Origin of the sequence: Hyalangium gracile, assembly GCF_020103725.1 — a bacterium.
Lineage (GTDB): Bacteria > Myxococcota > Myxococcia > Myxococcales > Myxococcaceae > Hyalangium > Hyalangium gracile.
The window spans coordinates 470,394-494,315 of record NZ_JAHXBG010000002.1 but is presented as its reverse complement, the minus strand read 5'-3'; the positions used below and the strand labels follow the sequence as shown (position 1 = coordinate 494,315).

Below are 23,922 nucleotides of genomic sequence, written 5' to 3'. Positions count from 1 at the left end.
CGGGGGGATGCCCGCGAACCCAGGCCCGTGGGGGAGGGGAAATCCGCTTCCACGCCCTGGGAAGGCTCGGAGCGAGTCAGGCCGAGGCGGAGCACTTACTGGGCAGCGCGCTCCGCCTCGTGGCCATCCGCCTTCCCGGGGCGCGTCAGTTCGACGGCGTGGGGGTGGCCGGCTTCGACTCCTGCCTCTGGCTCTTCGGCTTGCGGATCTCGCTGGGGTCGGGCGGCTGGGTGTGCGCGCACTGCGTGAGGATGGGCGGATCGAAGCACTCGAACACCGAGTCCTGCTTCTCGCACCGGCCGCGCGGCGGCGTCGCGCACTTCACCTCCGAACGGTCGGCCTTGCAGTCATAGCCGCACCCCAGCGCCGTGGAGGCCGTGAGGCACTCGGGCCTGGGGATGTCCGAGCCGTACTCGTGGATGGTGGCCTCCGACGGATCCCAGCACACCAGCTGGCCGTAGTGCTCCCGGCACACCCCGTAGGGCGTTCGCGCACAGGCGACCCGGCCCTTGGCCACGAGACAGTTGAAGCCACAGGCAGCCTGGCCCGCCACGCCCTTGCACTCCGGGCGCAGCCCCTGGTCGGGCGGGTGGTGGATGGCCGAGGCCGGTGGATCGAAGCAGACCACCCGGCCATCGAAGGTGGCGCACGTCCCGTAGGGAGTGCTGGCGCAGCGGACCTCTTCGAAGCTGGCGCGGCACGAGTAGCCGCAGGCCCTCTTCCCATTGGCGGACAGGCAGTCGGGAGGAGGAAAGGGGGGAGCGGAGGCGAGGAGGGTGATGCCGAGCAGTGTGAGGAGCATGAGCGGCCCTGGGGACGGAAGAGTGGCAGGGCCGCGACGAGCAAGGCCGCTCGTTTATTCAATCCCCGGAGTCTCCCGCCGCTCCCGGCGCGCCGGCTCAGAAGAAGCCGTCGAAGATGCGCGAGGAGCTCGCCCCGCCGATGGCGGTCCTGTTCGGGAAGTTGGCGGCCCGGTAGAGCGTGGAGCCGCGCTTCACGTTGCTGAAGAGCAGCTTCACCCGGCCGCTGCCGTGCGAGCTGACCGCCAGCCCCTGGTTGCCCAGCAGCCCCGAGATGCACTTGCTGCCGATGAACATCCACGTGGAGCCGTTCTGCGAGCCGTGCCCCGTCGCGCAGGTCTGCGTCCCGTCATACTGCACGGTGAGCCTGATGAAGGTGAGGCTCTCCTGATCCACCGTGTCCGGCGCGACGATGTCCACCTCGGCGGACGAGGAGGCTCCCCCCGTCGCCGTCCGGTACTGGATGCGCAGCTTGTGGTTGTCCGACGCGCGGCACACCGCGAAGTAGCGCGCGTTGGCCGCCGTGCCCGCGCGCGCCATGAGGCACGCCTTGCCCCACTCCTCCACGTGGCTGTTGGGCGTGGACACCGACGTCGTCCACGTCGTCGTCGTCACCGCGCTGTTGCTCTCATGGGCGAAGAAGAAGCTGTCGCTGCCGCTCCAGATGTCCCCCGAGTCCACCTCCGTGCCGATGACATCCACCAGCTCCTGGTTGCTCCCGCAGGGCCAGCCCTCCAGGCACTGGAAGGGCCAGCCGCGGCTGTTGTGCGTCACCGCCCACGGATCGACGTGGTAGTTCACCTTGTCCGTGGCGATGTGGTGGGCGTTGAAGGCCGACGCGTTGGTCCAGCTGTTCGAGTCGTTCACGCCCCACACTCGGCCGATGAAGTTGGCCAGGTGCACGTGGGTGGCCAGGAAGGAGTAGGCGTTCTCCATGTTGAAGAAGACCACGTGCTGCCGGGCGCTGATGTCCGTGAAGGTCCTCAGGTCCGGCGCGATGAAGCCCTGGCGCGTGAGCGCGGTGGCGCCGTCGGGGGCATAGGTGCCCAGCTTGCTGGCGGTTGCGCTTCCACCCGTGAGGGCGAAGATGAACCGGCCACGCAGCTCCTCGTGGGTGGGCCAGGTGCAGGCACCCGTCAGCGCCGCCTGGAGGCTGCTCACGCCCGGGCACCTCTCCATCACTTCCTCGGGCGTGAAGATGGAGTCAGGCGGCAGGCTCCTGATGAGCAGGGCATCCAGATCCTGCGGCATCCGGGTGCCCTCGAAGTCATCCTTGAGATCGATCCACACCGTCACCACTTCATGCCTGGGGTTGGCCGCGTTGAAGGCCCGCAGCTCGGCCAGGCAGTCCGAGAGCCGGTGGTACGTGGTCTCCGGCTCTCCGTCGTCGTGGTAGACGAACCAGTCGCCCGTCATCTTGGACCGGCCGTCCTTGCCGGTGTGGATGTCCAGCTCGATGGAGCGGATGCGGTGGTAGACGAGCTGATCGAGCAGCGCCTCGTGACGCTGGTACGAGTTGTGCGACGACTTCTGGCGCAGCTCGTTGTACGCGGGCTGCGCGTGCACCGAGGTGGACGCGAACAGCACGCCCAGCGCGAGGAGGAGGGCAAGGCGAAGCGGCATGGAGGGGGGCTCTTCCGGCAAGGGGTGTTTGCGAACCTTGCAGGAATTACCGCCCTTTCGGGAAGCCCCTTTTCGCGCCGGGCGGCCCCGCCGCCGCGCGCCTCAGGCGAGGTTGGGCAGCGGACCGTCTCCGTCCTGGCCGAACTTCGTCACGTTCACCCCGACGGTGCCGAGCATGGAGATGAAGAGCTTGGTGATGGGCACACCCGGCGTGAAGAAGTTGGTGTAGTCCTTGTAGACCACGTGGCGCCCCGGTCGGATCTTCCCGCCGCCCCGGCCCGCCAGCACCACCGGCATGTTGAGCGTGTCGTGCAGGTTCGACTCGCCAATGCCGCTGGCGAACATCACCACCGAGTTGTCCAGCAGCGTGCCGTCCGGCTCCTGCACCGCCTTCATCTTCGAGAGGAGGTAGGCGAACTGCTCCACCTCCCACTTGCAGATGGCGCTGTACATGCGCTGGCTCAGCGAGCCTGGAGCAATCTCATGGCTGAGCGTGTGGTGGCCCTGGCTCACCGGCACCCGGTTGCCCTGGTCGTCGGCCACCGTGAGGAAGTCGTAGCTGCTGTCGTCCACCGCCTCGCCGTACATGAAGGTGGCCACCCGCGTCATGTCGCACTGGAAGGCCAGCACCATCATGTCCAGCATCAACTTCACCTGATCGCGCACGTCCGTCGGCTCCGCGGGCTTCGCGCCCGGTGTGCACTGCACCGGCCGTGTCTGCTCCACCCGCTGCTCCAACTCGCGCACGCCCGTCAGGTACTCGTCCACCCGGAGCCGATCCTGCCGCCCGAGCCGAGACTCCAGCCGCGTCGCGTCCTCCTTCACGGCGTCCAGGACGCTCAGCCTTCGTCGCCGCCGAGCCTCGGCCTGCTGGTTGCTCTGGTTCGAGTTCATCCCCTCGAAGAGCCGATCGAAGAGGACGTCCGGGCGGATCTCCTTGGGCATGGGCGTGGAGTTCGCGCTCCACGAGATGTTGTTGTGCAGCACGAACGAGGTGCCGCTCTTCGTCCCCAGCTCCAGCGAGGGGAAGCGCGTGTACTGCTTGAGCTGGGCGGCGGCCACCTGATCCATCGAGATGCCGTTGCGCAGCGGCCCGTCCGCCACCGAGGTGCCGGTGAGCAGCGTGGAGGTGGAGGCCACGTGCCCCACGTCCACCGAGGACGCGTGGCTCGGCTTGTTCCCCAGGCCCGAGAGCACCAGGACGTCGCTCTTGAAGGGCGCCAGCGGGGTCAGCAGCGGGCTGAGCGCGTAGCCCTCGCCGCTCGTCGCCGGGTACCACTCCGGCGGGTACATGCCATTGGGGACGAAGAAGACGGCCATCCGCCGCGGAGAGGGGGCTCCGGCCGCCTGGGCTCGGGCCACCGCCGGGGCCATGGCCTCCAGCACGGGCAGCGCCAGCAGCGTGCCGGCTCCTCGCAGCAACGTTCGCCGAGACAGCTCCCAGGACTTCTTCATTGCAGGGCCTCCTGCGCACGGCGCATCCGGAAGGAAGGACTGAGCACCAGCTGGACCAGCAGCTCCCGCATCCGATAGCCCTTCTCCTGGAAGGACTGCGTGAGCCGCGCCAGCGCCGCCTCGTCCGCGTACTCGGGCTGCCGGCCCAGCGCGTAGGTGAAGAGGTGGCGCACGACGCACCCGGGAAGATCCGGATCCTGCTTTAGCGTGCTGGCCAGATCGATCGCGCCGTTGAAGGAGCGGCCATCCGGCAGCGTGCCCCGCGCGTCGATGGCGAAGGCGCCGTCCATCATCCGCCAGGCGCCGATGGCGTCGTAGTGCTCGAGCGCGAAGCCGATGGGGTCCATCTTCACGTGGCAGCCGGAGCACGCCGGATCGCTCACGTGCTGCTCCATGCGCTGGCGCAGCGAGCCCGCTGAGGTGGGCCCCGTGGGCAGCTGCGGCACGCTCGGCGGAGGCGGAGGCGGCTCCTGGCACAGCAGCCGGCCCAGCACCCACTTGCCGCGCTTCACCGTCGAGTTGCGCGTGGGCGTCGCGTTCAGCGCCAGGATGCTGCCGTGGGTGAGGATGCCGCGCCGGTGGCTGTCCGCGGAGAGCGTCACGCGCGTGAAGCGGCTCGGGTCGAAGGTGCCGGGGATGCCGTAGTGGGCCGCCAGCGCCGCGTTCACGTACGTGAAGTCCGCGTCCACCAGATCCAGGATGCTGCGGTCGCCCTGCAGCAGCTCGGCGAACACGAGCGCCGTCTCCTGGGCCATGGCCGGGCCCAGCTGACGCGTCTCGAAGGTGGGGTACAGGGCAGGGGAGGGCTGCGTCAGGGCGAGCTGCCGCGTGCGCAGCCACTGGCTGGCGAAGTTGTCCACCAGCGCCGCCGCGCGCGGCTCCGCGAGCATCCGCCGCGTCTGCCGCTCCAGCTCCGTGTCCTCCCGCAGCGCTCCGCTCTCCGCCGCCGCCAGCAGCGCCTCGTCCGGCGGGCCGCTCCAGAGGAGATAGGACAGCCGCGTGGCCAGCTCGAAGGTGGTGAGCGGCTGCGTGTCCGGCAGCCCGACGGCCGGATTGAGCTCCACGCGGAAGAGGAAGTGCGGCGAGGTGAGGATGGCCTGCAGCCCCACGCCCAGCGCCACCTCGAAGGCGTCGCCCGCCGCGCGGCTCTCCTGCACCAGCGCGAGCAGCCGGCCCACGTCCTCCTCGGTCAGCGGCCGGCGCCACGCCTTGCGCCCGAAGCGAGAGAGGATCTGCTTCGCGCACGGCCCCTCGTTCGCTCCCGAGAAGTCACAGGTGAGCAGCCTCGCCCGCCCCTCCGCGTTGGTGGAGGCCAGCGCCGACGTCACCAGATCCTCCGCCGCCAGCGCGTACTTCTCCAGCAGCAGGGGGCTGATGCCCAGCACCTGGGCGTTGTTGTCGTAGCCGTCCACCTGATCGTCGGCCGGCAGCACCTGCGCGGTGGTGGCGCCCGGGCCCAGCAGCTCCCTCACCGTGTTCGTGTATTCCGTCCGGTTGAGCCGACGGATGACCTGCACGGGAAGGGCAGAGGCCTCGGGGAGTTTTCCACCGGGCTCCGGTTCTCCTTCTCCCGAGGGCTCCGTGTTCATCCCCTGGCAGCTGGTGAGCACCAGCACCAGGGCTCCCCAGGCGCTCCACCGCCGCGGCCAGGGAGTGTTTCTCGAGCAGCCAGCACCGCGACTATCAACAGGAGTCCGACGCACACTCTCACCTCCCGAGAATCACCGCGCGTGAATCATGGCATGGCTCGCTCGGCTGGTGAGTGATTTGTTTTTCCACACGCTCTCGGACATGTCTGTCTTTTACCCTCAAATCCAGACGGAAATGAGGCAATGACAGTGGAGACTTTGGGGCGGGCTGGAACGCTGGCTGTGTGTCTTCCCGTGAGCCGGTAGGCAAGGGAAGGGAAGCCGGCGTGTGGCTCAGGGCTTCGGGCCGGTGCTGACCTGCGCGGGGAGGACCAGCTTGCGCTTGTCGAGCTTCTTCAGCCGCTTCTGCAGATCGGCCATCGAGGACGGAGGCGTCTCGTTGAGGGCGGTGTGGACCTCGCCGGTGAGCAGCTCGAAGGACTTGCCGCCCCGGCCCAGGTACAGGGCGCCCTGGGCGAAGACCTGGTTCGCCTTGGGCCCGGACATGGGCATGTACCGGGTCAGCGTCACCACGTCCTCGAAGCCGTCATCGTTCAGATCCTTGAAGAGGACACCCTCGAAGCGGAGGACGGGCCACGTCTTGTCCCCCGGCGTCGGCGCGAGCGTGAGGAGGATCTTCTGGTCCTGCACCAGGTGGAGCTGCAGCGGCGGCCTCGCGGTGAAGTCCATCACCGGCGCGAAGAGGAAGGCGCCCATGCTCTTGGTGGACACGGACAGCGCCTTCTTGGTGTTGAGCTCCTTGCCCGCGAAGAGCTCCTTCAGGGTGGCCATCTCCCGGCCGGAGGGCTTGCGCTGCTTGACGCCCGCGGCCAGCGCCGTGCTCCCCGCCAGACACAGGCCGAGGAACATCGGGACGAGAGCCTTCGTGAGTCGCTGCGCTTTCATGCGGCCTCCATGAATCCCCCTGCAAGGGCGCCGACAGTATCCATCAGATGGGGCCGCGCGTCGCTGACCTGAGACTCTCCGTGCGGATCCGCAACCGGCACGGTCAACGTTTATGCTCACCCTGAACGGGCTCCAGTGCGTCGAGCGCCGCTCGGACCTCGCGGGCCACGGCCACCGCCCCGGGTGTATCACCGTGAACGCAGAGCGTGTCGATGGTGCCTCCCCGGGCCAGGCGGACCGCGTTCTCCCGGGCCACACGGGGATCGGTGATGACGGCGCCGGGCTGCCCGCGGGGCACGAGTGTCCCATCTGGCAGCGTGCCTCGATCGGCGAAGCCCTCGCGCGCGTAGGGGAGCCCTGACTCCCGGGCGGCCTCGCGCAGCGCCCCCGCGCCCGGGCCGACGACGATGACCTGGGCGCCGAGCACCTCCTTCACCGCGGAGACCACCGCCCGAGCCAGCGCCGGCTCCCGGTTCGCCGAGTGGTAGAGCGCTCCATGCGGCTTGGCGAACTCCAGAGGGACACCGAGCGTCCTGGCCTGGGCGGCGAGCCGGGCGCACTGCTCGACGATCTGGGCGCGTAGCACCTCCGGCGTCACGTCCAGGGCCCGCCGTCCGAAGCCCTCGCGATCGACATAGGAGGGGTGGGCCCCGGCCCGGGTGCCATGCCGCGCGCACCGCTCCAGGGCCTGGCGGATGGAGGCGTCGTCTCCCGCGTGGCCGCCACAGGCGATGTTGGCCACATGGGCGAGCGCATAGAGCTGCTCGTCCTCATCGGGCAGCTCGCCGAGATCGATGTTGAGCAGACAGTCCATGGTCTCCACCTGTTCGATGTCTTCGAGCATCACGCCACCGCCTGCTCGAGCCAGGCCTGCAGATCACGCAGGGCCTGGCGTGCCTCCTCGAGCGTGACGGCACGAAAGCCCACCGGGTCCCCGAGCCAGCGCTGCGCCAGCTTCGGCACATCGGCCCGGAGGACGTGCCCGAGCCGGGGATAGCCACCGGTGGTCTGCCGGTCCGCCATCAGCACGATGGGCTGGCCGTCCGGGGGAAGCTGGATGGTGCCGGGCGCCACCGGCTCCGAGAGCTGGAGCCCTCCCGTCTCCGTGGGCAGCGCGGGGCCTTCGAGCCGATAGCCCATGCGGTTCGAGCGCGGGGAGATCCGGAACCGGGCGGCTTCAAAGCGCTCCAGTGCCTCCGCCGGAAGGCGAGCGCCCGGCTCGGGGATGAAGCGCACCACGTCCGGCGGCTGGTACCAGCGCTCCCACCCCGCGTGCACGCTCCTGGGCTGGAACGGAGGCTGAGGGGCCAGCGCGAGCACATCCCCCGCTCGGAGCGGTCGGCCACCCAGCCCTCCGAGGTGCGCCTCGACATCCGTCGCCGCGCTGCCCAGGAAGGACTGCGCGCTGGCTCCGAGGCCTCCAGCCACCGCCAGGTAGGCCCTCGCCCCGTGGGCTCTGGCCCCGAACCGGAGCACCTGCCCGGCGCGGGCCCGGTGGGCCTGTCTCGTGGCGACGGGCGCTCCGTCCAGCGTGGCGCGGAGCTCGGCTCCCGTGAGGGCGAAGGTGGCCTCCCTCTCGAACAGCAGCTCCGGTCCGAGCGCGGTCACCTCGAGGGCCGCGGCGCCCGCGGGGTTGCCCACGAGGAGGTTGGCCAGCGTCAGCGCCAGCGGGTCCATCGCCCCGGATGGCGAGACGCCCCAGCGCCCCTGGCCCGGGCGGCCGAGGTCCTGGATCGTCGTGAACATCCCCGGCTTCTGGACCCGAAGGCTCACGCGGGCAGCTCCCCTCCGAGCTCGCGGTATCGCGCCTCGGAGACGGAGACGAAGCGCACCCTGTCTCCCACGTTCAGTGCGAAGGGTGGCTCCCGCTCGGGAGAGAAGAGCTTCAGGGGTGTCCGGCCCAGGAGCCGCCAGCCTCCCGGGCTCCTCTGGGGGTAGATGCCCGTCTGCTGTCCGCCGATGCCCACCGAGCCCGCCGGGACCGCCGCGCGCGGAGTCGCCAGCCGGGGCGAGAACAGCCTCGGGTCGAGCCCGCCGAGGAAGGGGAACCCGGGCCGGAAGCCCAGCATGTACACGGGGTACTCGGGCGCGGTGTGGAGGGCGACCAGCTCCTCCACGGCGAGCCCCTTCTCGCGCGCCAGGGGCTCCAGGTCCGGTCCCACCGAAGGGTGGTACCAGACGGGAACCTCGACGAGGCGATGGCTCGGAGGCTCCGGCCGAGCGCTCGGGAGCGTCGCTTCCAGCCAGCGCAGGACGTCCTCGGGAGCGGCCCGCAGCGCGTCGTAGAGGACCATGATGCTCGCGTAGCCCGGCACCAGATCCACCACCCAGCGCTCGCGGGCCGAGTCCAGCACCCGGAGCGCTCCGACGACGCGTGCATGGAGCTCCAAGGAAATGCTGTCCCCGAAGCGGACCACGAAGGCCGAGTCGCCCATGGGTTGGATGTGAGGCGGAGCTGCCACGCGCTCCACTGTAGCCCCGGGCCTGGAGATCGAAAGGAGGGCTTGATTCTGTTCGCGAGCAGACATTTGTTACGCCCGCGAGGAACGCCTGGCGGAGAGATGGATAGCCCCCCCGGGCCAGAAGCCCCAATGACAGACAGAAGGAAGCTGCGGCACATCGGAGCCCTGGTGCTGGTCCTGTGCCTGGCGAGCAGCACGGCCCTGGCCCAGGGCAGCTCGGTGCTGCTCGGCACCGTGGTCGACACCACCACGAAGAAGCCCGTGGCGGACGTGGTGGTGACGGCCACCTCTCCCAACCTTCAGGGCGAGCAGGTGGTGGTCACCGACGGCTCCGGCAACTACCGCATTCCCCAGCTCCCCGCCGGTGTCTACACGGTGCGCTTCGAGAAGGAGGCCTTCAGGCCCTACTCCCGCGAGGGCGTCACCCTGCGGCTGGACTACTCGGTCCGCCTCAACGTGGAGCTGATCCCCGAGTCCGCGCTCACCGAGGAGATGGTCGTCGTCGGCCAGGCGCCCACGGTGGACATCGGCTCGGCCACCACGGGCATCAACGTCAGCACCGCCTTCGTGAAGAACATCGCCGTCGTGGCGCCCACGGGGAAGGGCGCGGCGTCCCGCTCCTTCGAGTCCCTGGCGGAGCTCGCCCCCGGCGCCAACGCGGACACCTACGGTGTCTCCGTGAGCGGGACCACCTCTCCGGAGAACCAATACATCGTCGATGGCGTGTCCGTGAATGATCCCGGCTTCGGCATCAACGGCACGCCGCTGAGCGTGGAGTTCATCAGCGAGGTCAACGTCATCAGCGGCGGCTACCTGCCCGAGTACGGCCGCGCCACCGGCGGCGTCGTCAACGCGGTGACGAAGTCCGGCTCCAACGAGTTCCACGGCTCCGTGTTCGGCAACCTCACGCCCGGCACGCTGGGCGGCACCACCACGGAGATCCGCCAGGAGGCGGGCACCATCTCCGGCCAGGCCTCGCTGTGGAACCTGGGCGACATCGGCGCGGAGCTGGGCGGCCCCATCCTCCACGACAAGCTCTGGTTCTACGTGGGCTTCGCGCCCTCGTTCACCCGCTACCAGCTGGAGCGCAACCTCAACGCCCTGGTGCTGGGCGAGGACGGCCAGCCGCTGCAGGACGAGCGCGGCTTCACCCAGACGGAGCGCATCGAGGGCACCCGGCAGCTCTACTTCGCCGACCAGAAGAGCTTCCAGTACATCGGCAAGCTCACCTATTTGATCAACCCGGATCACAACGTAGCGGTGACGCTGACGGGCACGCCCACCACGTCCGGAGGCTCGGGCCGCTTCGCCATCAGCGAGCGCACCGGCGCCCCCGAGGTGGAGCGCATCGCCGGCGAGTACGGCGCCATCGCCACCCAGCGCAACATCAACAGCATGGATGCCAGCCTGAAGTGGTCCTCCTCGTTCCTCGAGAAGCGGCTGCTCTTCAACGTCACCGCGGGCTGGCACCACCAGACGCTGTCCATCCGCGCCTCGGACGGCACCGTGGGCGGCAGCATGGAGGGCCTGGCGGGCATCTCCAACGTCACCTGGCAGCGGACCGCTCCGACGCAGCACGCCATCACCGAGTTCGAGTCGCTGCCGGATCCCTCGGTGTGTGACTCGTCGAACCCGGCCGTGACGGCCACGCGCTGCCCCGTGCTCTCGTACCTGACGGGCGGGCCGGGCCGCCTGGACGAGGCCACGCTGGACCGCTACCAGGCCAAGGCCGTGGGCACCTTCCTGGCCACGGCCGCCGGCCAGCACGTCTTCAAGGCGGGCATCGATCTGGAGCAGATGGTCTACGACCACACCCGCTCGGTGACGGGGCGCAGCGTGCTCATCGAGTCCGACGAGGGCGACTACTTCTACGACTACCGCCAGTACGGCTACCTGGTGGGCCCGGACGAGGTGCTCATCCAGGACGCGCAGAGCCCCAGGTCCAAGTCCAACGCCATCGGAGGCTTCATCCAGGACAGCTGGAGCCTCTCCCAGATGGCCACCCTCAACGTGGGCCTGCGCTACGACACCCAGCAGCTCATCGGCGGCGGCAAGACGGCGCTGGTGCTGCCCAACCAGTGGTCCCCGCGCCTGGGCCTCATCGTCGATCCGTCGCGCGCCGGGCGCATGAAGCTCTTCGGCAACTACGCCCGGTATTACGAGAGCGTCCCGCTGGACATGGTGGATCGCTCGTTCCCGGGCGAGCCCGGCGTGCGCTCGGAGAAGGACTCCGCGCTGTGCGACCCGCGCGATCCGGCGCAGCAGCAGGGCATCTGCCAGAGCGATCAGGCGCGTCGGCGCTCCCAGGATCCGCTGGACGCCAACCGCCTGTGGAGCACCGTGGGCGCGGGCGCCACCATCGTGGATCCGGAGATCCGGCCCCAGTCCACGGACGAGCTCGTCGTGGGCGGCGAGTACGAGGTGCTGGCCAACGCCCGGGTGGGGCTGTCGTACACCCGGCGCGTGCTCAACCTGGCCATCGAGGACATGAGCCGCGACGACGGGCAGACGTACTTCATCGGCAACCCGGGCTATGGCTTCGCCAAGGACTTCACGAAGCCCAAGCGCACCTACGACGGCGTCACGCTCTTCTTCCAGAAGACCTTCGCGGACTTCTGGCTGGCGCAGGTGAGCTACACGTGGTCCCGCCTCTACGGCAACTACGAGGGCCTGTTCCGCTCGGACACCGGCCAGCTCGATCCGAACATCAACTCCGACTTCGATCTGGTCTCCCTGCTGCCCAACCGCAACGGCCTGCTGCCGGCCGACCGCACGCACCAGGTGAAGGCCTTCGGCGCGCGCGAGTTCGTGCTGCGTCCCGGCCTGAGCCTCAACCTGGGCCTGTCGTACCGGGGCAACTCGGGCTCGCCGTACAGCTACCTCGGCGCGCACGTGGACTACGGCGCCGGGCAGGCCTACATCCTCCAGCGTGGCACGGCGGGCCGGCTGCCCTGGGTGAACCGCTTCGACAGCCGCCTGGCCGTCAACTACACGGTGGCCAGGAACATCACCGCCTCGCTCAGCCTGGACGTCTTCAACGTCTTCAACTTCCAGACGGCCACCGCGTTCGATCAGAACTACACGTACTCGCCGGTGCTGCCCATCGAGGGCGGCTCCAAGGGCGATCTGCCCGGCAAGGTGCTGGACGCGGAGACGGGCGAGCCCATCACCGACGAGGCCATCAACAAGAACTTCGGCAAACCCACCGCCTACCAGGCCCCGCGCTCCTTCCGCTTCGGCGCCCGGGTGACGTTCTAGGCCGTGCTGCTCCCAGGAAAGGTCTCTCCCATGACTCGACGAATCTTCGGCCTGGTGCTGGCCACCGCCCTGTTCTCCGCCTGTGACACGGAGCAGCCGCCCATCGGCTGCCCGGTGCAGAGCCTCACGTGGGCCGTCACCTACAAGCCCCTGGAGCAGAGCGCCTGCCCCGTGAAGGCGGGCGAGCAGCTCGGCATCCAGAAGTTCTCCACGCCCACGGGCGACGAGCGGCTCTCCATCAAGCCGGCCACGCTCGTGGCGCTCGACGAGCGCGACCCCGAGCGCCTGGCGTACTCGCTGGGCACGCTGGCCAAGGAGTCGGACGAGGAGGGCTTCTGCGCCGCCACGGACGTGGCCGTCGCCGAGAAGCACGCCCCCGCGGCGTCGGACGCGGAGCCCGCCAAGGACATCGTCTATCGCTGGAACGACGTCCGGATCCTCGCCACCCCGCAGGCTCCCGGCACGCAGATGGTGGCGGAGCTGGAGTACACCGAGGACGGCTGCACCGCGCGGTACGAGGTGTGGGGCATGTGGCCCGGAGACGTGGACTGCGCGGGCGAGGGCGGCGCGCCCAGCAACGAGCTCTGCGCGAAGGCGGGGACGATCAACCCCGACTTCGTCTCCGTGTGCGATCCCACCCAGCTGCGGTGCGTCCCCGCGCGGCGGCCGCCGTCGGTGAAGTGAGCGGGCCTACTGGTTGTAGGTGACGCTGTTGGTCGCGGCGCACACCCCGCCGGTGTACGTGGAGTCGTTGGTGAAGCTCCACGTGCCCCGGCGGTAGGGCGTGCACAGCACGTACGCGCACGAGCTGGTGTCGGTGCACGTCTTGGTGCCCGAGCCCGTCGCCGGCCCGCTGTAGCTGGCGTTGATGGTGATGCTCTCGACGGGGCCGTCGCACGTCGTGTTGTAGTGGAAGCACATCAGCCCCGAGCCGATGCCGAACGTCACACCCGGCGCCGACGCCGTGCAGGTGATGGGAGCGGTGTGGAGCTCCGGGGACTCCGTGGACACGAAACCGAGCGACGCCAGACTGATGAGCAGCATTCCCGTCATGTGCGGTCTCCTTGGCTCGAGAGACACGGAGGACATGCCCCCGTCCCTCGATACAAATTGTCTCAGAGACGTCACTGACGGCGCGCTGTGGGTCCAGCACGGCATGGCACTTTGCGTGCTGTGAGCCCGAATTGTTGCAGCCTCAGCGCGCGCGGAGGCTGACTTGACACGCGAGCGCGTGGCGCCGTGGCGGGCGCGGCGTCACACGCGCGCGGCGTTGCTGCCGGACTCCACGGCCTCCAATTCGTCGCCGAACTGCACGTCCGCCTTCTCTCCGGTGGGGAGCGAGAAGGGGGCGCGGCCGATCTGCTGCGTGCCGAACCGGGGGAAGAAGGGGGCCAGCACGTAGTTGGCGAAGCACCACGGGAAGAAGTAGCGCGGCTTGAGGTCCGGGTGGATCCCGGACTCGATGCGCGCGTGGGCCTCGCGCAGCGTGCTCCAGTGCGCGCCCGGCATCTCATGGTGCGCGGCGTGGAGCGCGTTGTTGAAGAGGAAGAAGTTGATGGCCCGGCCGGTGAAGCTGCGGCTGTGGTTGTGCTCGCTCCAGGGGTCCGTGTGGACGTGCTGGATGTAGTTGAAGAACATGATCGTCCACAGCGCGAACACGGCGGGGATGAGGAAGGCGAAGATCCACACCCGCGCGCCCGCCGCCGGCCCGTGCAGCGCGATGGCCAGCCCCAGCAGCGCCAGGTGCGTGCCGGCCCACACCACGTACTGGGTGACGATCTGCCGGAAGAGCGCCGGGTTGTTGGTGCGCGCCTTGCGGATGAAGGCCTTGATGGGGTCGCTCTGGAAGTAGGACGAGACGAAGAAGTAGGTGAAGGCCACCAGGAAGTTGTGGCGGTTGGTGTAGCGCCAGGTGATGGTGGCGTCCCCCGCCTTGTTCACGTACTTGTGGTGGTTGAGGTTGTGCGTGGGGATCCACGCGAAGGTGGGGTAGCCGTAGAAGATGGACAGCCACATGCCGAACACGTTGTTCGCCTGGCGGTTGCGGAACGTGGGGCAGTGGTTGTGGTTGTGGGCGATGACTCCCGCGGACAGCGCGAGATAACAGGCCAGCGGGCTGAGCCAGGGGATGAGCTCGGGGCGGGCGTACATGGAGAGGGCCACCACGGGCATGGCGGCGCACCACAGCAGTGTCCGGACGTCGGCGGAGTATCGGAGCATTCGCCGTCCCATCTAGCCCACTGAGTGTTGAGTGACCAGCACTTCCCCGGATTTCTCAGCCTTCCCGAGCGCTCTTTGAGCGGTCTGGCGCGCAAACCGGGGTCCCCCCTCTGGCTTTTTTCCGCGGAAGCTGTCAGGGGGGCTCTGGCTCGCATGACGAGCTGGTGCTCCGGCGCAATCCACTGCGTCCGGACGAGCAAGGAATCGACAATGGCAACTGGTGTCGTGAAGTGGTTCAACGATGCGAAGGGCTTCGGCTTCATCACGCAGGATGGCGGCGGCGAGGACGTGTTCTGCCACCACACGGCCATCCAGGCCGATGGCTTCCGCAGCCTCTCCGAGGGGCAGCGCGTGCAGTTCGACGTGGCTCGCGGCCCCAAGGGCCTGCAGGCGCAGAACGTTCGCCCGATCTGATCGAGCGGAGCCACTTCGCGACGCGAGGTGGTTCGAACACACGAGGGCCTGCTGCTCGCCATGGCGAGAGGCAGGCCCTTCGTGTTGCGGGTCAGCGGCTCGACACCTGCTCCAGCGGAGGGGTGCGCTCGCCCGGGAGCGCGGGCAGTCCCTGCTCATCGAGCGCGAGGGAGAGCCGTCCGGCGAGGGCTCTCAGGCGTCGGCCCACCGTCTTGCGGGAGAGCCGGAGCAGCTCGGAGATCTCCGAGGTTCAACGCGCGCTGCATCTCCAGCTCCTCGATCTGGGAGCGGGCCCACAAGGTCCGCAGCGCCCGCGCGTGGCCACCCTCCTCGGGCAGGGTGACGGACACCTCCGTGACGTGCTCGCCGAGCGGGGTGGACCCGCGCACGCGGACGGTGGCGGTCCCTGGCTGGCGGTAGCGGCCCAGCACGATCAGCGGCTGGTTGTCGAACAGGTCCGGGAGCTGCTCGGGCTTCACGTCCCACACGTCGAGCCCTCCCCAGTCCACCTGGACGCGCGTGAGCACCGGCCGCTCGATGCGGCGCACGAAGCGCTCGATGGCCTCTCCGGGGTCCTCGTCGGTGCGGATGTACTGGTAGAAGCCGCGGCCGATGCGCGAGAGCCGGTCGAGGAAGTAGTGGTTGACGTTGTCACCCACGCCGAAGCCGAACAGGCGTGTGTCGCCCAGCAGCGGGTGGGTCCTGGCGAAGATCTCCGCCTCGTCGCCGATGAAGCCATCGGTCATCAGTAGGACGACCCGCAGGCGCTGCTCGTCCCTCGGCAGGGTGAGCGCGCGCAGGATGCCCGCGAGCTGGTGGGTGCCGCCCCCGGCCGGCAGGTCGTCCAGGTAGCGCGAGGCCAGCTCCAGGTTCTCGCGGGTGGCGGCCAGGGGCTCATCGCGGAAGCTGGAGGCCTCGTCGGCGAAGTCGATGAGCATGAACCGGTCCCGGGGGGACAGGCTCTGGAAGGCCCTGCGCACGGCGCGCTTCGCGGCGTCGAGCGGAGGGCCCTCCATCGAGCCCGAGGTGTCGAGCACGAAGACGACGTCCCGCGGCATCACCTCACCCTGGGAGGCCTTGCGCGAGGCGGGCTGGAGCATGAGGCCGAAGAAGCCGTCCCGGCCCCCGGTGGCCATCACCGCGCCGCGCAGCTGCTCGCCGGCGGTGCGGTAGCGCAGGATGAAGTCCTTGTTGGGGACGCGCTCGTTCTCGGCGAGCCGGATCACGGCCTCGCGCTCGCTCCGCTGGTCCACCCGCAGCCGATGCGAGGTGGACTCCAGTGCCTCCAGCGCCACGCCCGCGTCGAGGCGCACGGTCATCCGGATGTCGCGCCCCGAGCGCTCCGGCGGCTCGGCGGGCGGGCTGATGCGCGAGGCGTCCGGCACTCCAGCCGTGTAGCGCGGCCCCACCACCATCGGGAAGTTGAACTCGAAGGTGCCGTCGTCATAGGCCAGCGGAGCCACGTAGCGCAGCGAGACCTTCACCCGCTCGCCGGGCAGGACGTTGGCCACCGACTGGGTGAAGATGTTGGGCCGCTCCTGATCGAGCAGCGCGGCGTGGCGGCCCTCGGCGCGGGCCTGCTCGTACGTCTGGTGCGCCTGCTCGCGGCGCTGGATGACGCCGCGGATCTTCCGCCCGCCCACCTCGAGGATCATCTCGTGCACGGCGGAGTCGTCGGGCAGCGGGAAGACGTAGATGGCCTCCACGCGCTCGGTGAAGGGGTTCTCGAACTCCTGCGTCACCGTGACGTCCGAGACGAAGCCGGTGAGCTCCGCCTCCACCTCGGTGTGCCTCAGCAGGAAGGGGCGGGGCGGGCCACTGTCCGGTGCGGCTTCGAGGCTGCCCTGGCCGAAGTCGACGCGCTGTCCGCGCAGCTGGACGAAGTGCACCCGCTTGCGCGGTGAGGAGTCGGGACGAGGCTCCACGACGCGCTCGCCGAGCGGGAGGGTCCGGGCCTGCACCCGCGACCGGGAGCTTCCGAGGCCGGCGCGCTCCAGGCGCGGGAGCGCGAGCACGACGAGTGCCACCAGGGCACAGGCCAGCACCGGGGTGGCCAGCAGCAGGCCCGTCCGCCGCCACCAGCGGTCCTCGGCCTCGAGCAGCGCGGCGCTGGCCTTGCGTGCGGAGAGGGTGCGGCTGTAGCCCGCGCCCTGGGCGCTCATCTCCTCGAGGCGCTGGCGGCAGCGCTCACACTGACGCACGTGGCCGTGCAGGGCGGTGAGCTGGACGGGCGGCAGCTCGCCCAGCTCATAGCGCTCCAGGGTCAGCTTCGAGGGACAGGGCAGCGGGGCATCCGGTTCCATGCCCATTGGTTCCGCGAGCTGGACTTCGTGGGAACCCGCCGTGTCGATTTTCGCCGGCCGGGCGGCCGGAGGGCGGCTAGCGGGCGGCTTCCTTCGAGCCGACGACCGTCATGTTCATGCCGATCTGCACGGAGACGGGCTTGCCGTCGACGGTGACGGTCGTCTTGCCATTGATGTACCAGCCGAACGAGCCGGTCGAGAACGCCTTGACCTCGGCGAGCATCTCCTGGCCGTTGATGACGACCTTCAACGGCTCGGCCTTCTCTTGGAACTGCGACAGCGACACGGGGCAGGGGGACTTGGCCATGGCGCGGGCACCCTAGCACCGGGGTGCGAAGCCGGACCACTGGATCCACCGGCCGCGTTGGCTCCTGTACTACGGCTCGGGCGCCTGGAAGTCCTGGCCGTTGCCGCACTCCTCCTTCACGTCGGCCTCCGTCTTGTACTTCTCGCCGCTGTAGAACCAGTTGGTCTGGTCCGAGCCGTCCCCGTTGTGGGCCCGACAGCCGCCGATGACGCCGGCCATGTCGCACCGGGCATCCTCCTGGTAGTCGGCGCTGCCCACGGCGGCGCGGAGGGTGCCGCAGACGCCCTCGAAGGTGAAGAACGAGGGACCCTTGAAGTCGCGCAGGTCCGTGCACTGGTCGTAGGCGGGCCTCATGTCACACCGCGCATCGCGGCCGGGCAGGGTGTCGTCGAGCAGGCCGCAGCCGAGGGTCTGGGTGGCGAAAAAACCAAGTGAAATCAGGGTGGAAGTGCGCATGGTCGCCACAGTTTTGTGGGGTTGTGGACGGACGCAAGGTTTTCACCGGGGGTGAGGCACCCTCCCTGCCAGGTCGCCTGCCCTGGGAGCAGGGGCCTGTTCTCCGAGGGAGAGGACGTCAGACCCCTGATTTAGACCTGGAGACGATCAAGACGGAGGTCGCGCCATGCAGGGTGAGATGATTCGCAGCGAGACGTCGGTTCCGGCCCCCCGCCGCGCACAGCTCACTGCCGGGCTCCTGAAGGAGGAGCGCGAGCAGCACCAGGTCCTGGCTCAGTACGTGAAGCAGTGCATGGTGGAGGGCACGGACTACGGCCGCATCGCTGGCTCGGACAAGCCGACCCTGCTCAAGCCCGGCGCGGAGAAGCTGATCGATCTGTTCGGCTGCACGCCGGAGTTCACCCTGGTGCCGGAGTTCTGCCACGAGGACTTCGAGAGCGGCTTCTTCAAGTACACGTTCCGCTGCCGCATCCTCAGCCGGGAGCTGGGCGCGGTGCTGGCGGAGGGCTACGGCTCGGCCAACAGCCGCGAGAGCCGGTTCCGCTGGCGCCTGGCGCACCGCAAGTGCCCCGCCTGCAACAAGGACGCGATCATCCAGGGCAAGAGCGAGTACGGCGGCGGCTGGGTGTGCTTCAAGAAGAAGGGCGGCTGCGGAGAGAAGTACGCGGTGACCGACGAGCGCATCACCAGCCAGGCGGTGGGGCGGGTGGAGAACGAGGACATCGCGGACCTGGACAACACGATCCTGAAGATGGCGAAGAAGCGGGCGCTGGTGGACGGGGCGATCGCGCTGGCGCGCTGCTCGGACATGTTCACCCAGGACGTGGAGGACTTCATGCTCCAGGATCTGGGGGCGGGCACGCCGGCGCCGCTCTCGACGCCTCGGGTGGACGGGGCCGGGGAGGGGACGGGCGGACACGAGCCGCTGCCGCCGCTGATGGCGGGTGAGCGGGCGCCCGGGTTCGAGCCTGGCGCGAGCAAGGCGGAGGGAGCTGGCGCGCCGGTGCCGCTGACGTGGGGCGAGGCGAGCAACCTGGCCCGGGGGATTGCCGGGGCGCGGGATGCCCGCTCGCTGCGCAAGGTGGGCATGAGCATCAAGGAGGCGCGGGCGGGGGGCCGCATCTCCGAGCAGGAGCGCAGCGATCTGGAGAAGCTCTACCGGGCCAAGCAGCTGGAGCTGACGAACGCCTCGCGTCCGTCCATCCGTCGGGCTTCCTGAGCCGAGGGGCGCGAGCGCCTCACTTGCGCAGGTTCCAGTCCTGCTCCGCGGCCTCTCGGAGCGAGTAGGGGATGAACGGCTTGTCCAGGACGGTCCGCACCCACGCCTCGCGCATCTGCCGTGCGCAGCGCTGGGGCGGCATGCGCCCGACGGCGGTTCCCAGTCCAGGGCAGAGCACCGTGCGAATGGGCTCGAGGCCTCGGCGATTGTGCTCCAGCACTGCCAGGAGCGCCGCCCGCATGGCGAGGTAGGCGTTCACGGTGTCGCTGACGTCCGTGGGCACGCGCATGGTGGTGGCGCTGATGCACCACGGGATGTCCGGGTGACCGGTGGGGACGATGACGGCCTGGCCCACGGGCAACTCGCCGCCGTGCTGCTCCTCCAGCAGCGCTCGTAGCCGCTCCTGCACCTGAGGGCCCAGCTGGTAGGTGTAGACGAGGTCGATCCCTCCATCCATGAAGCCGAAGCTGTTGGCGGGGCTCACCACGGCATCGGCTCGGATGTCGATGGGATCGCTGGCCGACACCGGTCCGGCGCGCTCGGAGAAGATGTCTCCCTGGGAGATGGTGATGCCGGACAGGCCGGAGAACTCCTGCCGCCAGGCCTCCACCAGCCCGGCGCTGAGGTCCCGCAGGTGGAGCTGAAGGGGAGGGGGCATGGTGTGTTCTATACACCCTTCCTGGAGGCGCCGGGGGAGTGGCCTGGCCAGGGAGGTGCCCTGTCCGCGAACCGCTAGCGAACTGGTATGACAGGTAGACCAGTTCGGACAAACTGCGCCCGGCACGCGGGGAGGGTGGGGGCTGGAATTCCGAGGAGTCCCCGAGTTGATGTTGCCGGTGGTTACTTTGAGCGTCCTCCGGTGCTACCTTTCCGGCGAAAGGAGCATTCGTGGCCGCCCGAAAGACGACGAGCGCGGAGCCCAAGGCGCGCTACCACCATGGCGATCTGCGCCGTGCGCTCATCGAGGCCTCCCTGGCCCTCATCTCCGAGGAGGGCTTCAGCGCCCTCACCCTGCGGGAAGTGGCTCGGCGGGCGGGGGTGACGCATGCGGCGCCCTACCGGCACTTCGCCGACAAGGAGGCCCTGCTGGCCGCCGTCGCGGAGGAGGGCTTTCGCGCCATGGCGGCCCAGATGCGCGAGCGCATGGCCCGGGAGAGCGACCCCGCCGAGCGCTTGGTTGCCTGTGGGGTGGCCTACGTCCTCTTCGCCGTCCAGCACCCCTCGCACTTCCGCGTCATGTTCGGGCCGCACTTCGCCCGGCCCGCCAGGCACGAAGGCCTGGAGAGCGAGGGCGGCAATGCCTTCGGCCTGCTGGTGCAGTGCCTCACCCAGGGCCAGCAGGCAGGCGTGCTGCGCCCGGGGGACACGCTGTCGATGGCGCTGGGGGCCTGGTCCATCGTCCACGGCCTGTCCTCGCTGCTGGTGGACCGGGTGCTCGAGAGCATGGGCAAGGGGGCCGCGGACGCCGAGGCGCTCGCGGTAGCCCAGACCCGGCAGTTGTTGGACGGGCTCCGGCACAGGCCCCAGAACGGTTGACCGCGCGCGGGGCTGGACTAGCGTCCGGTCCCTCATGTCGCCTCAGCGCCAACTGGAACTGAACGTGCCACGCGTCCGTGCTCGCGAGCTGGGGCTGCCCCTGGGCCGCTTCAAGCCCGGCCGCTACAACGCCATCACGGACGTGGAGGGCGTGCTCGTCGGGCACAGCACGATCATCCGGGGCGAGGGACCGCTGCGGCCCGGCCACGGGCCCGTCCGCACCGGCGTCACCGCCATCCTGCCCAACAACGGCAACATCTTCATGGAGCGGATGAACGGGGGCGGCTTCGTCCTCAACGGCGCCGGCGAGGTGTCCGGCATGACGCAGCTCATGGAGTGGGGCCTGGTGGAGACCCCCCTCATGCTCACCAACACCATGGCGGTGGGCGCCGTGTCCGACGGCGTGGCGCGCTACCTGGTGGAGCGCTACCCCGGCATCGGCGACGAGCACGACGTCATCATCCCCATCGTCGGCGAGTGCGACGACAGCTATCTCAATGACATCTCCGGCCGGCACGTGCGCGATCACCACGTGCTGGAGGCCATCAACAACGCCAAGGCGGGCCCGGTGGCCGAGGGCAACGTGGGCGGCGGCACCGGCATGGTGACGTGCGACTTCAAGGGCGGCATCGGCACCGCCTCGCGCAAGCTGCCCGAGGCCCTGGGCGGCTACACCCTGGGCGTGCTGGTCATGTCCAACTTCGGGAAGATGCACAACCTGCGGGTGGGAGGCCTGCCGGTGGGCGAGGTGCTGGCCGAGAAGTTCAAGGACACCCCCCGGCGAGGGCAGACGTACGGCTCCATCATCGCCGTGGTGGCCACGGACGCCCCCCTGCTCAGCCACCAGATCAACCGCCTGTGCAAGCGTGTCTCCCTGGGGATCGGCCGGGTGGGCAGCTACGCGGCGCACGGCTCCGGGGAGATCATCGTCGGCTTCTCCACGGCCAACATCATCCCCCGGCGCACCCAGAAGATGGTCTACAAGCTGAAGATCCTCCTGGACCAGCGCCTGGACCCCCTCTACGAGGCCGTCATGGAGGCCACCGAGGAGGCCATCCTCAACTCCATGTGCATGGCCGAGCCCATGAAGGGCGTCAACGACAACTACTGCCCGGCCCTGCCCCTGGACGAGGTGCGGCGCTTCGTGGACGCCTGCCGGCCCATCTTCGCCTCGGTGAAGAAGCGCCCCCAGCAGAGCAGCGCGCCGGCCTCGCGCCAGAAGCCCGTGGACGCGGACAAGGAGGGCGAGGTCCGTCTGGCCGAGGCCCTGCCGACCGACGTCCGAGGGGCCGAGGGCATCCCTTACCCCACCCGGCCCGCCCCGGATGAAGCGGAGGGTTCCGCTCCCGGGGGGTCTTCTGATACGTAGCGCTCCCTTTTCATCACCCAGGAGTCACCCGAATGGCCCGCAGCAAGAGCAAGCACCGTCGCGTGCAGATGAAGAACCGTCAGGCGTGGAAGAAGCGCGTGAAGAAGCAGAAGGCCGCCGCCAAGGAAGCCGGCAAGAAGAAGTAGCCCCCTGGCGCCCGCTTCACGGCTGCCCGTTCTGGGTGGCCGTGTAGGCGCGCTGCACGGAGCAGCGGCGCATGCCCTGTGCCGAGGGCCGGTTGTAGGTTCCCGTGAAGGATCCCGAGATACGGCCCGTGCCGCCGTCCGGGTTCCCCGGGGTGTAGGTTCCATTCAGGCTGAACTGGGTGCTGCTGCTGCCGCCGTCCATCGCCTGCCGCGTGCCCAGCAGGGTGAACTCGGCGCCCTGGAAGAGCGTGCCCTGCAGCTCCACCTCCTCCAGCGTGGCGGTGAGCTGACTGCCCGCGCGCTGGATGTCCAGCGGCCCCTTCGGCAACTCCACCCCCAGCGAGGCGCAGTCCGCCGGGACGGTGCCCGCGGCGAACTCCAGGGGGTAGCGGCCCTCGATGGAGGGGCATGTGGTGCACGGGGTGCCGTTGTTGCCGCAGCCCACGGCCGAGGCCACCAGGGTGCTCGCGAGCGTGGCGGCGATCAGCCAGAAGCGTCCAGAAGTCATAGATCGGTTTCTCCAGGAGTGTGGTCGGGACTTCCCCGAGATGGGGGGCATTCCTACGTTCGGTGTGGCGCGTGGGGGCCTGGGGGCTCAAGGGTGGTGGGGCGTGTCGGCGGCGGATTCGAAGCGGTGGTCCAATTTCGTGTTCGCGGGGCTGTTTGCCCTCGCGATCGTGCTGTTCTCTCGCATCTTGCTGCCCTTTTTGATGCCGGTGCTCCTGGGCGGCTTCCTCGTCGTTCTCTTCTTACCGATCCAGGACTTCCTGTGTCGGCGGCTGAAGGGGCACAAGGCGCTCTGCGCCCTGCTCTCCACGCTCACCGTCTTCCTGCTCATCCTCGCGCCGCTGGCCGCGGTGGGGTGGCTGGTGGGGCGTGAGCTGTTCCAGCTCGCCACCAACCTGCCCGACGTCCTCGAGCGCGTGGACGTGCGCCAGGAGCTGCTCTCCAACCTGCCTCGAGGGCTGAGCCGCTATGTGCGTTCGGAGGCGGTGGGCGCCGAGACCGAGAAGGCGCTGCTGTCGGCCGCCACGGGCAGCGCCACCGTCATCCGCCGCGCGGTGGGCCTGGGCTCCGAGTTCGTCATCAACCTCTTCCTGATGACGGTGGCCATGTACTACTTCTTCCTGGATGGGCGCCGGCTCTACGCGGAGGCCATCCGCCTGGTGCCCCTGGAGCGGCGCTACATCCAGCACTTCTCCCGCGAGTTCACCGACGTGGCCCACGCCATCGTCTACGGCAACACCGTCACCGCCTTCATCCAGGGCGCCGTCGGCCTGGTGGGCCTGTGGATCGCCGGCGTGCCCCACGCGGTGGTGTGGGGCGCCGCCATGGTCATCGCCGCCCTGGTCCCCGTCGTGGGCACCGGCCTCGTCTGGGTGCCCATCAGCATCCTGCTGGCCCTGTCGGGCAAGGTGGGTGACGCCGTCTTCCTGGCGCTGTGGGGCGGCCTCGTCGTGGGCACCGTGGACAACTTCATCCGGCCGCGGCTGTGCGGCTCGCGCATGGCGCTGCACCCGCTGCTCGTCTTCCTGTCGATGTTCGGCGGGGTGGCGGTGTTCGGGATGATGGGGATGCTGCTGGGGCCCCTCATCGCCGCGCTCTTCATGGCCATGGTGCGCATCTACCGGCGCGACTTCCTGGGGCTGACGCAGCCGGCGGTGTTCGAGTCCCCGCATGAGCCGCCTCCCTCCCGCGCGCAGGCCGCCGTGGAGCCCGCGCCGGTGCTGGCCCCGGCCGTCCTGGAGGCCGCGCCCACCCTGTCCGCGTCCTCCATCGAAACGTGATGCGTGTGGTTGTGGACATCGGGTGTGGGGTGG

General features: G+C 69.4%; 23 protein-coding genes. 8 read left to right on the top strand and 15 right to left on the bottom strand.

Going from position 1 to position 23,922, the window contains the following annotated elements:
* Positions 1-145: 145 nt before the first annotated feature.
* From KY572_RS05645 to pxpB, 8 genes are all read right to left on the bottom strand, one after another.
* Positions 146-802, bottom strand: coding sequence for a hypothetical protein (locus KY572_RS05645; protein WP_224241192.1), 657 nt, complete (start codon positions 800-802; stop codon positions 146-148).
* A 97-nt stretch (positions 803-899) separates the two neighbouring features.
* Positions 900-2,423, bottom strand: coding sequence for a Ca2+-dependent phosphoinositide-specific phospholipase C (locus KY572_RS05640; RefSeq protein ID WP_224241191.1), 1,524 nt, complete (start codon positions 2,421-2,423; stop codon positions 900-902).
* A gap of 102 nt (positions 2,424-2,525) precedes the next feature.
* A complete protein-coding gene (locus KY572_RS05635; RefSeq protein WP_224241189.1) occupies positions 2,526-3,878 on the bottom strand; it encodes a DUF1552 domain-containing protein in 1,353 nt (450 codons plus the stop codon).
* Complete coding sequence (locus KY572_RS05630; protein WP_224241187.1) at positions 3,875-5,395, bottom strand: DUF1592 domain-containing protein; 1,521 nt, start codon at positions 5,393-5,395, stop codon at positions 3,875-3,877. The genes KY572_RS05635 and KY572_RS05630 overlap by 4 nt, the downstream gene beginning before the upstream one ends.
* A gap of 405 nt (positions 5,396-5,800) precedes the next feature.
* The gene (locus KY572_RS05625) at positions 5,801-6,412 is read right to left on the bottom strand and encodes a hypothetical protein (RefSeq protein WP_224241185.1); all 612 of its coding nucleotides are present in this window, start codon (positions 6,410-6,412) and stop codon (positions 5,801-5,803) included.
* Positions 6,413-6,515: 103 nt separating this feature from the next.
* The gene (locus KY572_RS05620) at positions 6,516-7,256 is read right to left on the bottom strand and encodes a 5-oxoprolinase subunit PxpA (RefSeq protein WP_224241507.1); all 741 of its coding nucleotides are present in this window, start codon (positions 7,254-7,256) and stop codon (positions 6,516-6,518) included.
* A complete protein-coding gene (locus KY572_RS05615; RefSeq protein WP_224241183.1) occupies positions 7,256-8,185 on the bottom strand; it encodes a 5-oxoprolinase subunit C family protein in 930 nt (309 codons plus the stop codon). The genes KY572_RS05620 and KY572_RS05615 overlap by 1 nt, the downstream gene beginning before the upstream one ends.
* Complete coding sequence (gene pxpB, locus KY572_RS05610; RefSeq protein ID WP_224241182.1) at positions 8,182-8,874, bottom strand: 5-oxoprolinase subunit PxpB; 693 nt, start codon at positions 8,872-8,874, stop codon at positions 8,182-8,184. The genes KY572_RS05615 and pxpB overlap by 4 nt, the downstream gene beginning before the upstream one ends.
* A gap of 129 nt (positions 8,875-9,003) precedes the next feature.
* Between pxpB and KY572_RS05605 the strand changes: the two genes are divergently transcribed.
* Positions 9,004-12,132: a TonB-dependent receptor gene (locus KY572_RS05605; protein WP_224241180.1), complete on the top strand. Its 3,129-nt coding sequence runs from the start codon at positions 9,004-9,006 to the stop codon at positions 12,130-12,132.
* A gap of 30 nt (positions 12,133-12,162) precedes the next feature.
* Positions 12,163-12,816, top strand: coding sequence for a hypothetical protein (locus KY572_RS05600; RefSeq protein ID WP_224241179.1), 654 nt, complete (start codon positions 12,163-12,165; stop codon positions 12,814-12,816).
* Between the two features lie 6 nt (positions 12,817-12,822).
* Here KY572_RS05600 and KY572_RS05595 read toward each other — a convergent pair whose 3' ends face one another.
* Complete coding sequence (locus KY572_RS05595) at positions 12,823-13,185, bottom strand: hypothetical protein (protein WP_224241177.1); 363 nt, start codon at positions 13,183-13,185, stop codon at positions 12,823-12,825.
* 201 nt (positions 13,186-13,386) lie between these two features.
* Positions 13,387-14,352: a fatty acid desaturase family protein gene (locus KY572_RS05590; protein WP_224241175.1), complete on the bottom strand. Its 966-nt coding sequence runs from the start codon at positions 14,350-14,352 to the stop codon at positions 13,387-13,389.
* A gap of 210 nt (positions 14,353-14,562) precedes the next feature.
* On the opposite strand from KY572_RS05590, the gene KY572_RS05585 reads away from it, so the two are divergent.
* Positions 14,563-14,766, top strand: coding sequence for a cold-shock protein (locus KY572_RS05585; protein ID WP_224241174.1), 204 nt, complete (start codon positions 14,563-14,565; stop codon positions 14,764-14,766).
* Between the two features lie 155 nt (positions 14,767-14,921).
* Here KY572_RS05585 and KY572_RS05580 read toward each other — a convergent pair whose 3' ends face one another.
* From KY572_RS05580 to KY572_RS05570, 3 genes are all read right to left on the bottom strand, one after another.
* Positions 14,922-17,069, bottom strand: a complete 2,148-nt coding sequence (locus KY572_RS05580) for a VIT domain-containing protein (protein ID WP_224241172.1) — start codon at positions 17,067-17,069, stop codon at positions 14,922-14,924.
* A gap of 76 nt (positions 17,070-17,145) precedes the next feature.
* Positions 17,146-17,376 carry a hypothetical protein gene (locus KY572_RS05575; RefSeq protein WP_224241169.1) on the bottom strand — a complete coding sequence of 77 codons (231 nt, stop codon included), beginning with the start codon at positions 17,374-17,376 and terminating at the stop codon, positions 17,146-17,148.
* A 69-nt stretch (positions 17,377-17,445) separates the two neighbouring features.
* The gene (locus KY572_RS05570; protein WP_224241168.1) at positions 17,446-17,832 is read right to left on the bottom strand and encodes a hypothetical protein; all 387 of its coding nucleotides are present in this window, start codon (positions 17,830-17,832) and stop codon (positions 17,446-17,448) included.
* Positions 17,833-17,998: 166 nt separating this feature from the next.
* On the opposite strand from KY572_RS05570, the gene KY572_RS05565 reads away from it, so the two are divergent.
* A complete protein-coding gene (locus KY572_RS05565) occupies positions 17,999-19,051 on the top strand; it encodes a hypothetical protein (protein ID WP_224241166.1) in 1,053 nt (350 codons plus the stop codon).
* Between the two features lie 19 nt (positions 19,052-19,070).
* Here KY572_RS05565 and KY572_RS05560 read toward each other — a convergent pair whose 3' ends face one another.
* Positions 19,071-19,709, bottom strand: a complete 639-nt coding sequence (locus tag KY572_RS05560) for a macro domain-containing protein (RefSeq protein ID WP_224241164.1) — start codon at positions 19,707-19,709, stop codon at positions 19,071-19,073.
* Between the two features lie 230 nt (positions 19,710-19,939).
* Between KY572_RS05560 and KY572_RS05555 the strand changes: the two genes are divergently transcribed.
* Genes KY572_RS05555 through KY572_RS05545 form a run of 3 tightly spaced genes read left to right on the top strand, consistent with a single transcriptional unit; the run spans position 19,940 to position 22,102 of the window.
* Positions 19,940-20,587, top strand: a complete 648-nt coding sequence (locus tag KY572_RS05555) for a TetR/AcrR family transcriptional regulator (protein ID WP_224241163.1) — start codon at positions 19,940-19,942, stop codon at positions 20,585-20,587.
* Between the two features lie 34 nt (positions 20,588-20,621).
* Positions 20,622-21,956: a DmpA family aminopeptidase gene (locus tag KY572_RS05550; RefSeq protein WP_224241161.1), complete on the top strand. Its 1,335-nt coding sequence runs from the start codon at positions 20,622-20,624 to the stop codon at positions 21,954-21,956.
* A 32-nt stretch (positions 21,957-21,988) separates the two neighbouring features.
* Positions 21,989-22,102 carry an aminopeptidase gene (locus KY572_RS05545; protein ID WP_224241160.1) on the top strand — a complete coding sequence of 38 codons (114 nt, stop codon included), beginning with the start codon at positions 21,989-21,991 and terminating at the stop codon, positions 22,100-22,102.
* 16 nt (positions 22,103-22,118) lie between these two features.
* Here the strand turns inward: KY572_RS05545 and KY572_RS05540 are convergent, their stop codons facing one another.
* On the bottom strand, positions 22,119-22,610 hold the full coding sequence (locus KY572_RS05540) for a hypothetical protein (RefSeq protein ID WP_224241158.1): 492 nt from the start codon (positions 22,608-22,610) through the stop codon (positions 22,119-22,121).
* Positions 22,611-22,713: 103 nt separating this feature from the next.
* Here KY572_RS05540 and KY572_RS05535 point away from each other — a divergent pair, with 103 nt between their 5' ends.
* Positions 22,714-23,889 carry an AI-2E family transporter gene (locus KY572_RS05535; protein ID WP_224241157.1) on the top strand — a complete coding sequence of 392 codons (1,176 nt, stop codon included), beginning with the start codon at positions 22,714-22,716 and terminating at the stop codon, positions 23,887-23,889.
* The last annotated feature ends 33 nt before the right edge of the window (positions 23,890-23,922 follow it).

Excerpts from the sequence above, each read along its gene's own strand:
- KY572_RS05645 (WP_224241192.1), bottom strand. The coding sequence starts at position 802 with ATGCTCCTCACACTGCTCGGCATCACCCTCCTCGCCTCCGCTCCCCCC.
- KY572_RS05640 (WP_224241191.1), bottom strand. The coding sequence starts at position 2,423 with ATGCCGCTTCGCCTTGCCCTCCTCCTCGCGCTGGGCGTGCTGTTCGCG.
- KY572_RS05635 (WP_224241189.1), bottom strand. The coding sequence starts at position 3,878 with ATGAAGAAGTCCTGGGAGCTGTCTCGGCGAACGTTGCTGCGAGGAGCC.
- KY572_RS05625 (WP_224241185.1), bottom strand. The coding sequence starts at position 6,412 with ATGAAAGCGCAGCGACTCACGAAGGCTCTCGTCCCGATGTTCCTCGGC.
- KY572_RS05620 (WP_224241507.1), bottom strand. The coding sequence starts at position 7,256 with ATGCTCGAAGACATCGAACAGGTGGAGACCATGGACTGTCTGCTCAAC.
- KY572_RS05605 (WP_224241180.1), top strand. The coding sequence starts at position 9,004 with ATGACAGACAGAAGGAAGCTGCGGCACATCGGAGCCCTGGTGCTGGTC.
- KY572_RS05600 (WP_224241179.1), top strand. The coding sequence starts at position 12,163 with ATGACTCGACGAATCTTCGGCCTGGTGCTGGCCACCGCCCTGTTCTCC.
- KY572_RS05595 (WP_224241177.1), bottom strand. The coding sequence starts at position 13,185 with ATGACGGGAATGCTGCTCATCAGTCTGGCGTCGCTCGGTTTCGTGTCC.
- KY572_RS05590 (WP_224241175.1), bottom strand. The coding sequence starts at position 14,352 with ATGCTCCGATACTCCGCCGACGTCCGGACACTGCTGTGGTGCGCCGCC.
- KY572_RS05585 (WP_224241174.1), top strand. The coding sequence starts at position 14,563 with ATGGCAACTGGTGTCGTGAAGTGGTTCAACGATGCGAAGGGCTTCGGC.
- KY572_RS05580 (WP_224241172.1), bottom strand. The coding sequence starts at position 17,069 with ATGGAACCGGATGCCCCGCTGCCCTGTCCCTCGAAGCTGACCCTGGAG.
- KY572_RS05575 (WP_224241169.1), bottom strand. The coding sequence starts at position 17,376 with ATGGCCAAGTCCCCCTGCCCCGTGTCGCTGTCGCAGTTCCAAGAGAAG.
- KY572_RS05570 (WP_224241168.1), bottom strand. The coding sequence starts at position 17,832 with ATGCGCACTTCCACCCTGATTTCACTTGGTTTTTTCGCCACCCAGACC.
- KY572_RS05565 (WP_224241166.1), top strand. The coding sequence starts at position 17,999 with ATGCAGGGTGAGATGATTCGCAGCGAGACGTCGGTTCCGGCCCCCCGC.
- KY572_RS05560 (WP_224241164.1), bottom strand. The coding sequence starts at position 19,709 with ATGCCCCCTCCCCTTCAGCTCCACCTGCGGGACCTCAGCGCCGGGCTG.
- KY572_RS05550 (WP_224241161.1), top strand. The coding sequence starts at position 20,622 with ATGTCGCCTCAGCGCCAACTGGAACTGAACGTGCCACGCGTCCGTGCT.
- KY572_RS05545 (WP_224241160.1), top strand. The coding sequence starts at position 21,989 with ATGGCCCGCAGCAAGAGCAAGCACCGTCGCGTGCAGATGAAGAACCGT.
- KY572_RS05540 (WP_224241158.1), bottom strand. The coding sequence starts at position 22,610 with ATGACTTCTGGACGCTTCTGGCTGATCGCCGCCACGCTCGCGAGCACC.